The following is a 13845-nucleotide window of genomic DNA, read 5'->3' on the forward strand; positions in this document are numbered from 1 at the left end:
TTATTCCACCAGCAATTCATCGAAATCGCCACTTTCTATCACTTGCTTATCAACTTTAACGCTTTTGATTTCAACATTAGATAGTTTCCCTTTTTTGCCATTCAAATCCATCATCTCAATTGTCTTATATCCTAACGCATAAGTATTATTTAGATGTATATATGTAATAATGCCATTTATGATTTCTTGGAATATTTCAGTTGAAAGAGGTGCATCATATACCTCCTTTTCCTTAGAGCTATTTGAAAAGTATGCACATACTCCAAACTGATTTTGCATAAACTCCGTAATTGCTATAATATTTTCACTGATTAATCTATAATCCTCATCACACTTTAGATATTTCTCTGGATAGATAATTATTGTACCAATTGCATTATTCTTAGTTTCTTCTGAAAGAATCTGGTTCATATCATCTTCTGTAATCTCCTCTACATACAAAACATCCAGCTCTATACTATTGTTCAAAACATAATCCCGAATGCCATCCATAATTCTAGAAGTGGCTATAGTCTCTTTTTGTGGAAGGACTACTGCAATCGTTGTTATATCTGGTTCATTATTTCTTTTTAACATTAATAGAGTTGAACAGATAGCAATTAATCCAATTAACATGAGCATAATTAAATGCTTTCTTCTACTATTTGTCATCGACTTCCTCCAACATAGGAATCATAATTTTAGCTGTAGTTCCCTCGTCCAGTTCACTGATCATAGAAATTCCGTACTGTTCGCCATAGATCAGTCTTATTCTTTCATTTACATTCCGCACACCAATTCCAGACCCACGTTTACTAGATACCACCTTGTTATGCATAATATAATCAATTTTATCTTCAGTCATACCCAGTCCGTTATCTACTACATCTATATTAATAATTCCGTCTTTCTCATATACATTGATGTCAATTTCCCCATCATCATACATACCTTCCATTCCATGATAAATAGCATTTTCAAGTAGTGGCTGTATGATCAATTTAGGGCAGAGGTACTTGGTTAATTCAGAATCCGCATGAACATGGAATTCAAATTTGTCCTTAAATCGGATATTCTGAATGGCAAGATAACTGGTTGCATGCTCCAATTCCTTTTTTAATGGAATAATATCCTTACCTTGGCTCAATGAAATACGGAAAAATTTTGCTAGTAAAGAAACCATCTGTTCTGCTCCGCAATATTCGCCACTCTGTATCATCCATATAATAGAATCTAATGTGTTATAAAGAAAATGTGGATTTATCTGGGATTGTAACAGTTTCTTTTCCATCTTTCGTTTCTCATGCTCATTCCTACGAATTTCATCCATCTGCTTCTGCAATTTCTCAGCCATAACGTTGAATTGTTCACTTAGAACTTTTAACTCTCCAATACCATTCTCATCTGCTTTGATTTCATAGTTGCCTCGACCAAAGGATTCCATCGTACGAAGCAATTTATAAATAGGATCTGTGAAATTCTTAAGTAAAACCACATCAAGGGTAATCAAAACAGCTCCAATAATAAGAAGAATTAACCAAACCACATAATAAATATTTAGATTATCATTCTTAATATAAGACAACGAATTCACAACTACAACATTCCACCCAGTATATCCCAACTGTTGTTTATAGATAATCCAATTTGTACCTTCATTGCGAACAATATTATTCTTTTCAATGTTTTGTACCTTCTCTAGCGTTTTTTCTTCATACAAATCTGACTCAATAGCTCTCATGTATGGATGATACAAAAGTTCATTATTTGCATCCACCAAATAGCAGTATTCATTTAATGTACTTCCGTAGTTATTAAGAATTTGTTCAATATAGTCTGTATAAAACGTAACACAAAGCACGCCCTGGTTCATGCGATTAGACCTTGCATACTCTATATACTTGCTAACAGGGATGACTCTCTTTACCGAAGTATTACATACCAATTCATCATCTCCAAATTGAATCGATTCTATATTCTCAACGGAATTATTAAACCACACCTTATTTACAACATTTTTCTCATTATCCTTACGTGTATTAAAAATACAGTTTCCATCTATATCATAGATGGATATGCTATAAACACGATCGCTGTTATCATTAAAAATGTTGCACAACAATTTGCTGAATTCTTCATCCGAGAAATCATTGATCTTAATGTTCTGGTAATAAATTGTATTTATTAAATCACTTATATCTTCAATTTCCTGTTCAATTCCTTGAGCTAATGCCTCCTTCTGTTTTTTCACCTCTTTCTCTGCGCTATCCACGATGAATACTGAAAGATAATGAGAAAACAATAACATACATGTAAGAATACACACAGCTATAGAAATAGACATTATTAGCGGAAGCAAAATTCTAACGCTGACTCTTCTTTTTCGCATCAATTATTCCCCTGATTTTCTATACTTTGCTGGTGATACACCACAATTTTTCTTAAACACATAACTAAAATAGTTTGGTTCCAAATACCCTACCATTTCACCGATTACATGGCTCTTATAATCAGTTTTTTCTAATAATCGCTTTGCCGCATCCATTCGAATTCCAATCAGATAATTCAAAAAAGTCATTCCTGTTTCCTGTTTAAAAATCTTTGAAAAATGAGAGGAACTCACATGTAATTCTGAACAAATAACTTCTACTGAAAGTCCAGGATCTGCAAAATATTCCTGCACATAAGTCTTCGCTTTATCTACTAAAATTGTGTTATTATCTATCTGTTTTTTTTGTATCAGACTGCGAATCAGCATACAATAGTTTGCCAGCCAATTATCCAGTTCTTCCCCTGTGTCCAATGAAAGAATTTTCACAGCCATTTTCTTGGATCCTGAAAACTCCTCATCCGTCGTAATCTGATATTTCTTATAAAGTCTTGCGATAGCAAATACAATTTCCAGAATCACAACCTGGTATTCATTTAGATTGTAATGTGCCTGGTGTATTTTTTCTAAGATACGCTCTACTTCCAGCCACAATTCTTCTTCTGTGCAAGAAGTAATAATATGCTCAATTGCACCAACCTCACCTGACCAATCATTAACTTTCTTAGCAAGTGGCAGGATATCATTGTAATATGTATAACACTCACCCTTTATAACAAGATTATATTCCAACGCCTCAATGGTCTGCGTATACATGTTTGGAATATCTTCAAATTCACGACAGTGCGAACCAATTCCACAAGATATTGAAGAAGAAAAGATTTTCTCAATCAACACAGAGGTCTCTTCTAAGGTTTTTGTTATTTTTTCAATATTATGCAATTTGTTTGTACACAACAGATACAATTCTTTATCGTACATACTAAATTCATGTACAACAGAAACCTTTTCAAGCGCTTCTCTTATTGTCTCTTTTATTGATAATTCAGAAAGTACATCATCTGAATTATCATTTCTAATTTTTACTGCAACCAAATAAAATATGGATGAAAAGTTCAAATCAAGATTCTGTACATTCTGTTCAATCATTTCAGGTCGAATTGTACCAGTCACCAACTGTGAAAAAAAACGCTGACGGAATAATGACAAGCTTGCCTTATATACATTTTCCAGTCTCTGACGATTGATTTTTTCATCGTATTCTTTTTCAAATTCGGCATACATATGAAGCAGCAATCGCTTCATTTCGTCATAGTTAATTGGTTTCATTATATACTCTGAAACACCGTAACTAATTGCCATCCTTGCATATTCAAAATCATCCCAACCCGAAAAAAGAATAATCTTGGTATTCATATAATTTTCATGAATCGTTTTTGACAATTCCATCCCATCCATAAATGGCATCTTGATATCACTAATCAAAAGATCCGGATGATACTCTTCAATAAGTTCCAGGGCTTCCTTACCATTTTGTGCTGTTCCCACAACGGTAAAGCCAAGTTCTTCCCATTCAATTCCATTTCTCATTCCATATAGAATTTTTTGTTCATCATCTGCTAAAACAATACTAAATATTCTCAATCTTACACTCTCCAAATTTATATAACATCAAACTGGCTACTCTTGCTTAATCAATTCCACTTTCACCATAACAAAACCGCCATAACAAAGCAAGGCACGTCGACTACCAGAACAATAGAAATCGACTGCCTTACACAACTTGCTGGAAGAACCGCAAGTCCCATAACCTCAATCAAACCAATATTTTCTTTTTTGATATGATGAAGGTCTGCAGATGGATGATGTATGTATCTATCCATTTGCTTATTAAATTACTTCTTCTGAATCATTTCCATTTCCAGAGATCTTTGCTACAACTTTTTTCATGAAAGCGTCATCTAATTTATACTTATTTTTAAATACTACATAGGCAAGAATGATACCAATTGTAGGTACTACACACATAAGTACTCTAATCGAATTTTGTGTTGCCATTGACTGTATCACATTTGGTACATATCCGGTTAACTGTAATACAAATCCAATTGATAAAGATGTGAATGCCGCTGTAAACTTTACTATCAATGTTTGAAGCGAGAATACTACGCCTTCATTTCTCGCCCCCAATACATACTCACCATAATCAACAACATCTGCAAGAAATACCGTTGCACACCCCAGTTCCAAGCCTGTTCCTATCTTAACAATAATTCCTGAGATTGCAGTTAATACAACGTTTGATGGACACACAATACCTACTATAAGAAGTAAAAGGAGTCCAACTGGTGGAAGCACACATGCTAATAAGAACGCTTTCTTTCTTGATAAAATCTTTGTTACTTTAGGGAATACCATTAGTCCTACAACTTCTGCTACCGAAGCACTAATCATGAATGCAGAAAGCATACTCACTTTGTTGCAGACATAGCAGAAATAGTAAGTTGCAACCCCCATAATAGCCTGAATTCCTACGTTATATAAAAGAATCAGCAACACTGCCCATCTCAGCTGATCATTTTTCTTTATGACGGTAAAAATGTCTTTAAACTTTAACTTTTCTTTCTTTTCACTATCCTGTTGAACCTTAGGTAAATTGATTACACATACTGCCATTGTGAAAATGAATGTAGCTGCTATAATAAGTGCAAAACGATGATATCCTGTGTAATCTCCACCTAAGCCTTTGATAATCTGTACACCAAAACCTGCGATAATCAGTGACTGACCAATGCTAGCAAAAATTCTTGGTAATACAGATACTTTTTCTCTTTCTTGCGGATCTGATGTTAAATTTGGAATGATTGACCAGTATGGAATATCCATGATTGTATAAGTCATTCCCCAAAGTATGTAAACAACTGATGCAAACACACACAAGCCTACGCCAGACAAATGAAAATCTGTAAATACTGTAACAAATACAAATGAATTGATAAGTGTCCCAATAACTAACCAAGGTACAAACTTTCCAAATCGGCTTCTCGTATTATCTACGATCATACCCATAAATAAATCATTAAAAGCATCCCATAATTTTGCTACGAAAAACATTGTTCCGATAAAAGCAGGTGCAACCTTGATGATATCTGTGAAATAAATCATCGAAAAGGTTGCAATCATACCATAAATCAAATCTTTTCCAAGTGCACCGAATGCAAATGTATATTTAACTCTCCCCGGGATCTTGCCTTGATACACAACTCCACTTTTGTTTTTAGTTTCCATGTGCTACTCCTCCTTTGTTTCAATTGCGTATAATTTCCGTTTTTATACTTGGAGTTTAGCACTAGCAAAAACTAATTGACATTCGATATTCGACTTAAAACATTTGAAATTCTATTTCATTCTTCCACGATAAGGTGAAACAATTATATCTTGTCTGATAAACTTACTTGATTTTGCAAAACATCAACGCGTAAAATATTGCACATTTTTTCAGGCTCTTCAAAACAAGGGCTATGTGCAGAATTTTCGAATGTGTAGAAACCTTTTATGGGAGCCTTTAGCGCCGTTGCAAAATCCTTTGCGACTACATAAGATGCTTGATAGTCGTACCTACCTTGGAAAATATACACAGGCACCTGCAAACAGGGTACCTGCTCTATTAAATCCATTTGAATCATACTATCACACAAATATTTAAGAGAAAAGCTGCTGCCTTGCGGAAATTTGAACTTTTCACTTAAAGTATACCCCTTATATCTAAGCACAATTGCAACAAAGTCCAGCATTGATGCCATGCTTCGCATAACACCGATACCAAGCTTATTCATGCCTTCACTCCGCACTCCAGCAAGATATTTTATACTGATGTCGCCACCAGTTTCAATTGGAAATTTTTTTAGTTGTCGTATCATTTTTTTGTCGTTTGACTTGCAAAATTCCTCAAGCATATATGTATATGCCAAACGTTCTGACCGCTCCTGTTGTGCTACTTGTCCAATGCCTATATAAGCATGAAAAAACTCAGGTTGTTGCTTAACCGTAATCACACCCAACAAAGAACCCCATGAATGTCCCATAAGATATATCTTTTCTTTTCCAAAGCGATTGCGTAAATAATTCGTCACCTCGATCGTGTCCGAAACCAACTGTTCAAGTGTCATTTCTTTCGGAGTAATTTTACGGTTATATGATATTCCGCTACCCCTTTGTTCCCACCAGCAAACAGTAAATAGCTTTTCTAAGCCAGTCGGGTATTTTTCAGCAAATGCAATTTCGGGGGAGCCAGCTCCTCCATGTAAATATAGCAACACAGGGTTTTCAGTATTTTCGCTCCGCAAAAACATGCCTTGCTTTGACCCATTGATTTCTATGAAGAGCTTTTCATTCATTTTTTTACCTCCTAAATTATCCTGTAGTGCAATTCTAAAGTTAATGTTAAAAATTATCTTATGAACATCTCATATTTCTTTATGTTTAAATGGTGATATTTTTTTCTATTTATCGCCTTTCCTTGATAATCTATAGCATTATGCGGACACCATTGAATACATCCCATACATTGACTGCATCCATTACCAAATTCTACTTTACCATTTGACATCGAAATATTTTCTGTTGGACAGATTTTCATACAGCTACCACAAGAACTGCAGTTATCATTCACCTTATATTGCTTTCCTGTTATAGAAAATTTTGCGATTGATTGCTGTAATGCCGATTCGTATTTTTCTTTATAAAAAATGCCTTTGTTTAGATTTTTTCTTATCCTATTATCTGTAATATCTCTTGTAATCCTTCTAATTTTCCGACAAGAAAGCTTTATACACAATTTTTGATACCATATAGGAAATGCTCCATAAGAGAGAATATAATTACCGGGAAGAGTAATCATATACTCAAGAGCAACATCCTTATTACTATTATTTACATGTTTTCGCATATCTTGAATACTAAGTCCCCTGTTTCCACCACATCCCACTACTAAAAATATTTTTTGCTTTTCACTATAAACAATATCTCTCATACATTTTTCTACGTATGGTGGAACATGAGAAAAATAACTTGGTACAACAAACCCTACCCATTCATATTCTTCTGGAATAATCTTGTTATTTAATAGTCCACTAATTGGTAATAATGTAGAATCGCCTAACCTGTTTGTAATCTCCTTTGCAATCGCAAAATTATTGCCTGTTCCACTAAAATAGTATATTATACTCTTCATTCGACTCTCCTATGTTTTGAAATATTTGCTCTTTTATTTCAAAACAATAGTATAATAGTTTTCTTCCATTGTCAACATATTTTTGAAATATATCTATTCAAATTTCAAAACATGTATTATAATAGTAAAAAATAAATATAAAAGGAGTATTTTACAATGGAACAAATTCTAAGTAAATATGAAATTCGGACAAACCAGAAAAAAAATGCTATTATCAAATCCGCAAATAAACTTTTTTTAGAAAAAGGATTTGTATCGACCAGTATTAAAGAAATCGCTGCTGTTGCTCATGTATCCCAAGTATCTATTTACAATTATTTTGGTAGCAAAGATTCTCTTGTCATAGAATGCGTAAAGTCAATTGTCCAGGAAACAATAGACAAAGCATACGCACTCCTTGATACTGAACTTCCGTATTTAGATAAACTATCTACCGCTCTCTCTTTATGTACATCAGATATAAATAATTTGCTTTCTGCCTATCTATCTACCTCTGCAACAGCAGATGAAAATTTTATGAAACTTATATCAGAAGGAGTTCAAGAGCTGCAAACAGATTTATATATTCAATATATCGAAGCAGGCAAAAATGCAGGATATATTGACTCATTAATCCCAACAGCACTAATACTCAAATTTATTTTTGCTATTAACACCATAAATATTTCTCCTGAAAATTATAAAGAAGAAGTAAACTATTTACATCAGTTATTTCTACACGGTATTTTAATCTAACTGTTTGATTGTATTACGCAAAGTAGCAATATAACCGTTTTTGCTTTTGTTTTTGTAACTGAAAATTTATCTTCGCTCAGCTACCAATAATCATTAAAAAAATAAATAATCTATAACATTTTTTGTACTACTATTTTTCTCAGTATTCATCTCATGGGTATTGGTATTATAAAGTCAATAAAGTAGCGAGCCTTCAGCTTTTGCTTTTTGAGTATCTTATAGATATCTTAGTAGCCTTTCCTACATCTGCCCACTTTTGCTTTTTTCTGAAATTCAACTTCATGATTGCAAGAAACTACTTGCCTTATATAAATGAGTAGCATATAAAAGGAAAGTAATTCTGTAACCATCATATTTTCATACTCCACTATATTCACATACAGTTTGTTGCTATTATCCGTACTCCCATATACAATTATAATTAGATTATTACGAAAGGGCAGATGGTAAGAGTATGGAATACAACTCTTGTCCTAAGGCTGCAAAAAGTATGGATTTCAGAAAGATGAATACAAAAATTATGTGCATAAAATAACTTAGAAAGCATTTCCCGTATAAGTCATATGTGACTGATACCAAAGGATTAGTAGAAGCTTGTTAATAATCTTTAAAATATTAAAAACTTTTGAAACGGATTTAGAATTGCGAAGTCTTATAGATGAACAGGAGGTGATACAGTGCAGACGCCCGATTTTGAAAAAATATATGCGGAATACTTTTCCGATGTTTATAAATACATTTTGTCACTATCTCAAAATGAAACTATCGCCGAGGAAATTACGCAAGAAACATTTTTTAAGGCAATGCGTCACATGGAAAAGTTTAATGGCAACTGCAAATTATATGTGTGGCTCTGCCAAATTGCAAAGAACACTTATTTTTCTTATTATAAAATGGAAAAGAGACTTTCCCCGGAAATTGATACTGAATATCCTGACCCAAGCTTTGATATAGAAAAATCATATCTTGATAGGGAGACTGCTAAAAGATTACATTTTCTATTACATGATCTTGGCGAGCCATATAAAGAGGTTTTTACTTTAAGAGTTTTTGGCGATTTGCCATTCTCTCAAATAGGTGAGTTATTCGGTAAAACGGACAGCTGGGCAAGACTAATTTATTACAGAGCAAAAAAACAATTACAGGAGGAAATGATATGAATATTTCTTGTGAAATTATTAAAGATTTGCTACCGCTATACCATGATGGCGTTTGTAGCAAAGATAGTAAAGACATGGTCGAAGAACATCTTCAGCAGTGTGAAAGCTGCCGTAGTGAATTACAGGCAATGGATAACGAGTTGCTTATTACAAACAGAGCTGAAAATCTTGCAGAAGCAGAGGTAGTGCAGAAGCTATCAAAGAGTTGGAGGAAAGGAATGATTAAATCCGTTTTGAAAGGTGTTTTTTTTACACTCGTTACCGTAATTGTAATTCTTTTAATAATTTACATTTTCGTTGGAATTAAAATAGCTTAATAGCAAACCGGAGTAGTACATTTGATACTACAAGCAGATATAAGGAGGGAAAAAGTTGAATGTACTGAGCATAATTAGAACCTTTAATCAGTTCCCTTTTGAAAGATATCTGGTTGCTGAATTGTATTTTTTAGTACTAACAGATTAATTCTGTTATATTATCTATAATTTTCACAATATTAGTTCTCCTTTATTTTAATGTTTAGTTTTATTTTAGGTAAAGTTATAAATTCAGAATAAACAGTATTTATTCTGTGTTTGCTCTCAAAAGGAAAAACTAAAATAAAAATCCTTAATTCTAACATTTTTCAAGGTTCAAAAACAGCACTTATTGGATTCGCGCTGAAGTACCTGAAAAAGTAAGTTCTTCTTGAGCCTCTGAATAATTAAATTAATTTTATTATATCATATTGGGAGTATATTACTATCCATAGTTGTGGATAATAAATCATAGTATTCCAAATCACACTACCATTAAGACTCTTATCGATAATTAGTTTATCTATAGCATTAAAACTTCTCGAATCTAGAAACCAAACTATATGTACATCACCAAGATTTCTATAGTAGTAAAAATAGGGCGTTTGTGATACTTCATTAAACTCGATTATAGAACTATTCTCATAAGCTACGTTTAATACAGAAAAAAGGTTAAGTGAGTTAGCACTTGTTACATTATTTATATACGGTAATTTCCAATCATATCCAATAACAGGTTTACCAATATTAATTTTACTCTTTGGCACATCTATAGATATTAGATAATCAACCAGTATCCCAATGTAGTAAATGTTACAAACAGGTGCTGGTGGATTATTATTTGTACCCCACACGAAGCTTAAGAATATAAAATCGTCTATATACTTACTAAATTCTGTATAATTTACTTTTTCAAATACAGTATTATTATTATTTTCAGCAATCTGGTAATTAACGCTAATAAATAGTAGCAGTTTCTTTTGCTTTGCACGATATGATATATTTTTTACAAAATCTAAGTAGAGCGATTGAGTTACTTCATTTAAAAAACTAAATATTACATTTACGCCATAATATCCTCTAGAATATGCTTTCTCTACATATTGATTGATTAATATATCTTGGAATTCTTTATCTAGTAAAGTTCTCATTGAAGCTTCATAAGTAGGCACTCCTTTAGGGGTTAATGTAGTAAGCACCAAGAGAGGGAGTACACCATATTCTTTTGATTTCATTAATATTTCACTATCATCTTGAAATGAAACCTGGCCATCCTCTTCTGTAACTTGATAATTTAATATAGATATATAAGTCAAATTAGGTAAGGTTTTAAGTAATGTTTTTTGTTCAATAAAAGGATAAGCAAACCCATTCGTGGTAACGCTACCATTTGTATTATAACTGATTACTATGGTTTCTCCTGGATTTATATACTCCCGATCAGAAAGGAATGGATTATTTCTCAATATTTGCATAAGTGACACATTGTAGGTATCTACGATATTTTGTAAAGTATCTCCCTCTTTTACGGTATATACCTGCTTAGGAACTGCAATAACTATAGCTTGACCTGTAACTAGGTTATATGGAAATATCAATCCATTGTCCTGTATTAATTTTTCAACCGTAATTCCATATTTATCAGAGATAGAATTGAGCGTATCTCCTTGTTGAACAATATATATATCCATAATCACCTTGAACTTACACAATATTTTGTTATAATTATATGATAATAAAAAAAAAGTAGAATAATATTAAAACAGTCTCACAATATTTAAGTATCAGGGAGTCCATCATATTTTGGTAAGATATCTAAGTCATTATCCCAACTTGCTTTATTCGCACAGTAGATGTGTCCTTGTGGTTTCATTTTTATATCACTGTCAATACATCCTGCTGGAACAACCAGTAGCTTTCCATCAAACTGAATATTGGGCAGTGCCGATCCGCAATTGGAACAAAAGCTTTTTATATGACCTTCTAAATGGTAATTAAAAATTTTAACTTTATCTTCACCAGACAGCCATTTTAACTTTGCTGAAGATGAAAATAAGTTGGCCGCATGAGCTGAACCTGTGTCCTTACGACATCTCTCACAATGACAAAGAAAAAAATTTTCGAATTCCCCTTCAATCTCAAAAGTGACTTCACCACAAAGACATGATCCTTTATGTTTCATAACAAATCTCCTTTCAACAATTCAATTTTGTACAGGCATTAACAGTGCTTAACCATTCTATAATTTATCAGAGCTATGACTACAATTCGTTTACTTTAGCAACCTTTTTTTGAATCACATGTTTTTCACCTAAATTAAAAGCATTTTGAGGGCAGTAATTTACACACCTCATACAAGAGATACACTGTTTATGCTGTATTTTCATATGTTGATCCGTTAATTGGATTGCGTTTACAGGGCAGAATTTTTCACACAATCGGCATTTGATGCATCTATCGTGGTCAATCCTTATATTTTCACTAGTTTTTGTCCAAATGGAACGTCCCTTGGATATCAATCTCATTGCATCCGATAAAACTGGTATCCGTTTCCATTTGGCACTTCCGTCAATGAGCGACTGAACATATTCTTCCACCTTAAGCAAAGCCATTTTATTTTTTTCTTTCCCTATTTCAGCTTTCTTGTCCGATGTTTGCATACTTGTTGCCATTTTAAATTCATATGCCCCTATACAGCTATATCCCTTTGCTTCCAGAAATTTTTTCATTGGTCCTACAATGCCACCTGAAAAGGTTTCCATAGTATCTGCAAAAAATACTTGTCTCATATTCCCCTCTGGCAGTCTGTCAATAAAATCCCATACGATTGGAAAAGTTGACTGTACAGCAACTGGAACCACAATTCCCAAATGACAGTCCTCTTCCAATTCAACAGCTCCAGATGCAGATATTTTTCTTAATGTTACAAAGAATTTTTGGTTTTCAAAAGCCTCTTTCATTTTTCTTGCAATAAGAAGTGTATTTCCTGACCCGGAAAAATAATAAATTATAATCGGTTTTCTCAACAACATAATTACACAGACCTCCCAATAACATTAATAAACATCAGCGCACTTGCATATATCATACTAATCTGCATTTTCAACCAACCCTTTCATTTTTAAGATATATAATAATCTTATCAATTTGGCAGTCTGGTTGTATTGTAAAAAATCGGCGTTAATGATTCTATTGGTCTATTTTGTCTGTATCAATTATTTCATTACTATTTAGTAGATGTTGGAGTGTTAATTCTTTTTTTACATTTTTCAATTCATTAACCGTCTTACCAGAAAACTTTTTAGCTTTTTTAATCAGATGGGATTGATCATAGTAATAATTTTGCATATTCTTTCTTCGTACATTATCTTCAACATTTTTTCTAAATTTGAAAATATCTCCATATGTTTTTGGTGTCAACCCAACATTCTTTTTAAAGAACCTCTCGAGTGCACTTATTGAGATGCAGAAGAACTCAGCCATTTCAACAATATTCAGATTTTCACAATTGCACTCAACATAGGTAGTCATTTCACATATAAGCTCGGAATTTTTTTCAGAAACCATTTTAGATTCGAGATACTCATAAATTTTTTTTATTTTTTCCTCAGTGCCATTTATCTCCTTGATTTCATGATACAATTCATGAAATGTCACGTCAATTTCATTTACATTCATAATTCGCTCTGTAACTGCAATACCCGGTATATTAAACAGTGAACTAAACCCTGCCGGTTTTAAGGAAATACCTATCTGATCTAACTTTCTCCCATATTTTACACGCTTTGCACTTTTGATCTGACCGATGATCGCAGCATTCGGGATTAATATTTCTTTTTTCCCTTTAATGAGCATATAATTTGATGCATAATTAAAAATAATATTTATATGACCTAGAGGCATAATAGTATCTATCTGCTCTTCATCATGAAGAAAATTAGGTTCTACCACCCACGTATAATCTATTAAGTTTTGCAGCAAATCAGGAGGTCCAAATTGTTTTATCACCATATCAACTCTCCCCTTCCCTTGTTAATCCTAATAGGCATTAAATTTTTATCCCTGTACTCACACTATGAAATACAAGATTAACAATCCTCTGCAGACATATTC

The 13845-nt window shown here is 32.9% G+C and carries 14 protein-coding genes; 3 read left to right on the top strand and 11 right to left on the bottom strand.

The features are described from left to right. The 7 genes from DWV06_RS07485 to DWV06_RS07510 form a co-directional block, all read right to left on the bottom strand. Positions 1 to 651 carry a hypothetical protein gene (locus DWV06_RS07485; protein WP_115481563.1) on the bottom strand — a complete coding sequence of 217 codons (651 nt, stop codon included), beginning with the start codon at positions 649 to 651 and terminating at the stop codon, positions 1 to 3. Beyond that, a complete protein-coding gene (locus DWV06_RS07490; RefSeq protein WP_115481564.1) occupies positions 641 to 2368 on the bottom strand; it encodes a cache domain-containing sensor histidine kinase in 1728 nt (575 codons plus the stop codon). The genes DWV06_RS07485 and DWV06_RS07490 overlap by 11 nt, the downstream gene beginning before the upstream one ends. Before the next feature lie 3 nt (positions 2369 to 2371). After that, positions 2372 to 3952 carry a response regulator transcription factor gene (locus DWV06_RS07495; RefSeq protein WP_115481565.1) on the bottom strand — a complete coding sequence of 527 codons (1581 nt, stop codon included), beginning with the start codon at positions 3950 to 3952 and terminating at the stop codon, positions 2372 to 2374. 62 nt (positions 3953 to 4014) lie between these two features. Then, positions 4015 to 4191 carry a hypothetical protein gene (locus DWV06_RS18340; protein WP_155522621.1) on the bottom strand — a complete coding sequence of 59 codons (177 nt, stop codon included), beginning with the start codon at positions 4189 to 4191 and terminating at the stop codon, positions 4015 to 4017. Between the two features lie 7 nt (positions 4192 to 4198). Continuing rightward, the gene (gene melB / locus DWV06_RS07500; RefSeq protein WP_115481566.1) at positions 4199 to 5596 is read right to left on the bottom strand and encodes a melibiose:sodium transporter MelB; all 1398 of its coding nucleotides are present in this window, start codon (positions 5594 to 5596) and stop codon (positions 4199 to 4201) included. A gap of 143 nt (positions 5597 to 5739) precedes the next feature. Further along, positions 5740 to 6705, bottom strand: a complete 966-nt coding sequence (locus tag DWV06_RS07505; protein ID WP_115481567.1) for an alpha/beta fold hydrolase — start codon at positions 6703 to 6705, stop codon at positions 5740 to 5742. Positions 6706 to 6758: 53 nt separating this feature from the next. Then, complete coding sequence (locus tag DWV06_RS07510; protein ID WP_115481568.1) at positions 6759 to 7541, bottom strand: EFR1 family ferrodoxin; 783 nt, start codon at positions 7539 to 7541, stop codon at positions 6759 to 6761. A gap of 156 nt (positions 7542 to 7697) precedes the next feature. Here DWV06_RS07510 and DWV06_RS07515 point away from each other — a divergent pair, with 156 nt between their 5' ends. The 3 genes from DWV06_RS07515 to DWV06_RS07525 all read left to right on the top strand — a co-directional run bounded on the left by DWV06_RS07515 (position 7698) and on the right by DWV06_RS07525 (position 9753). Beyond that, positions 7698 to 8276, top strand: coding sequence for a TetR/AcrR family transcriptional regulator (locus DWV06_RS07515; protein WP_115481569.1), 579 nt, complete (start codon positions 7698 to 7700; stop codon positions 8274 to 8276). Positions 8277 to 8953: 677 nt separating this feature from the next. Beyond that, on the top strand, positions 8954 to 9436 hold the full coding sequence (locus DWV06_RS07520) for an RNA polymerase sigma factor (protein ID WP_115481570.1): 483 nt from the start codon (positions 8954 to 8956) through the stop codon (positions 9434 to 9436). After that, positions 9433 to 9753 carry a zf-HC2 domain-containing protein gene (locus tag DWV06_RS07525; protein WP_115481571.1) on the top strand — a complete coding sequence of 107 codons (321 nt, stop codon included), beginning with the start codon at positions 9433 to 9435 and terminating at the stop codon, positions 9751 to 9753. Before DWV06_RS07520 ends, DWV06_RS07525 begins: the two co-directional genes overlap by 4 nt. 386 nt (positions 9754 to 10139) lie before the next feature. Here DWV06_RS07525 and DWV06_RS07530 read toward each other — a convergent pair whose 3' ends face one another. The 4 genes from DWV06_RS07530 to DWV06_RS07545 all read right to left on the bottom strand — a co-directional run bounded on the left by DWV06_RS07530 (position 10140) and on the right by DWV06_RS07545 (position 13743). Beyond that, a complete protein-coding gene (locus DWV06_RS07530; protein WP_115481572.1) occupies positions 10140 to 11423 on the bottom strand; it encodes a LysM peptidoglycan-binding domain-containing protein in 1284 nt (427 codons plus the stop codon). Between the two features lie 86 nt (positions 11424 to 11509). Then, positions 11510 to 11914, bottom strand: a complete 405-nt coding sequence (locus DWV06_RS07535; protein ID WP_115481573.1) for a GFA family protein — start codon at positions 11912 to 11914, stop codon at positions 11510 to 11512. Positions 11915 to 11993: 79 nt separating this feature from the next. Then, positions 11994 to 12764 (bottom strand): EFR1 family ferrodoxin, encoded by a 771-nt coding sequence (locus DWV06_RS07540; RefSeq protein ID WP_115481574.1) that lies wholly within the window; start codon positions 12762 to 12764, stop codon positions 11994 to 11996. 157 nt (positions 12765 to 12921) lie between these two features. Then, a complete protein-coding gene (locus tag DWV06_RS07545; protein ID WP_115481575.1) occupies positions 12922 to 13743 on the bottom strand; it encodes a DUF6597 domain-containing transcriptional factor in 822 nt (273 codons plus the stop codon). Between the last annotated feature and the right edge of the window lie 102 nt (positions 13744 to 13845).

The sequence above is a fragment of the Anaerosacchariphilus polymeriproducens genome (genome assembly GCF_003363435.1).
Classification (GTDB): Bacteria; Bacillota; Clostridia; order Lachnospirales; family Lachnospiraceae; genus Anaerosacchariphilus; species Anaerosacchariphilus polymeriproducens.

What these genes read in the sequence shown, in the direction of transcription:
- DWV06_RS07545 (WP_115481575.1), bottom strand. Translation starts at nt 13,743, where the DNA reads ATGGTGATAAAACAATTTGGACCTCCTGATTTGCTGCAAAACTTAATA.
- DWV06_RS07530 (WP_115481572.1), bottom strand. Translation starts at nt 11,423, where the DNA reads ATGGATATATATATTGTTCAACAAGGAGATACGCTCAATTCTATCTCT.
- DWV06_RS07485 (WP_115481563.1), bottom strand. Translation starts at nt 651, where the DNA reads ATGACAAATAGTAGAAGAAAGCATTTAATTATGCTCATGTTAATTGGA.
- DWV06_RS07510 (WP_115481568.1), bottom strand. Translation starts at nt 7,541, where the DNA reads ATGAAGAGTATAATATACTATTTTAGTGGAACAGGCAATAATTTTGCG.
- DWV06_RS07505 (WP_115481567.1), bottom strand. Translation starts at nt 6,705, where the DNA reads ATGAATGAAAAGCTCTTCATAGAAATCAATGGGTCAAAGCAAGGCATG.
- DWV06_RS07515 (WP_115481569.1), top strand. Translation starts at nt 7,698, where the DNA reads ATGGAACAAATTCTAAGTAAATATGAAATTCGGACAAACCAGAAAAAA.
- melB (WP_115481566.1), bottom strand. Translation starts at nt 5,596, where the DNA reads ATGGAAACTAAAAACAAAAGTGGAGTTGTGTATCAAGGCAAGATCCCG.
- DWV06_RS07535 (WP_115481573.1), bottom strand. Translation starts at nt 11,914, where the DNA reads ATGAAACATAAAGGATCATGTCTTTGTGGTGAAGTCACTTTTGAGATT.
- DWV06_RS07490 (WP_115481564.1), bottom strand. Translation starts at nt 2,368, where the DNA reads ATGCGAAAAAGAAGAGTCAGCGTTAGAATTTTGCTTCCGCTAATAATG.
- DWV06_RS18340 (WP_155522621.1), bottom strand. Translation starts at nt 4,191, where the DNA reads ATGGATAGATACATACATCATCCATCTGCAGACCTTCATCATATCAAA.
- DWV06_RS07540 (WP_115481574.1), bottom strand. Translation starts at nt 12,764, where the DNA reads ATGTTGTTGAGAAAACCGATTATAATTTATTATTTTTCCGGGTCAGGA.
- DWV06_RS07525 (WP_115481571.1), top strand. Translation starts at nt 9,433, where the DNA reads ATGAATATTTCTTGTGAAATTATTAAAGATTTGCTACCGCTATACCAT.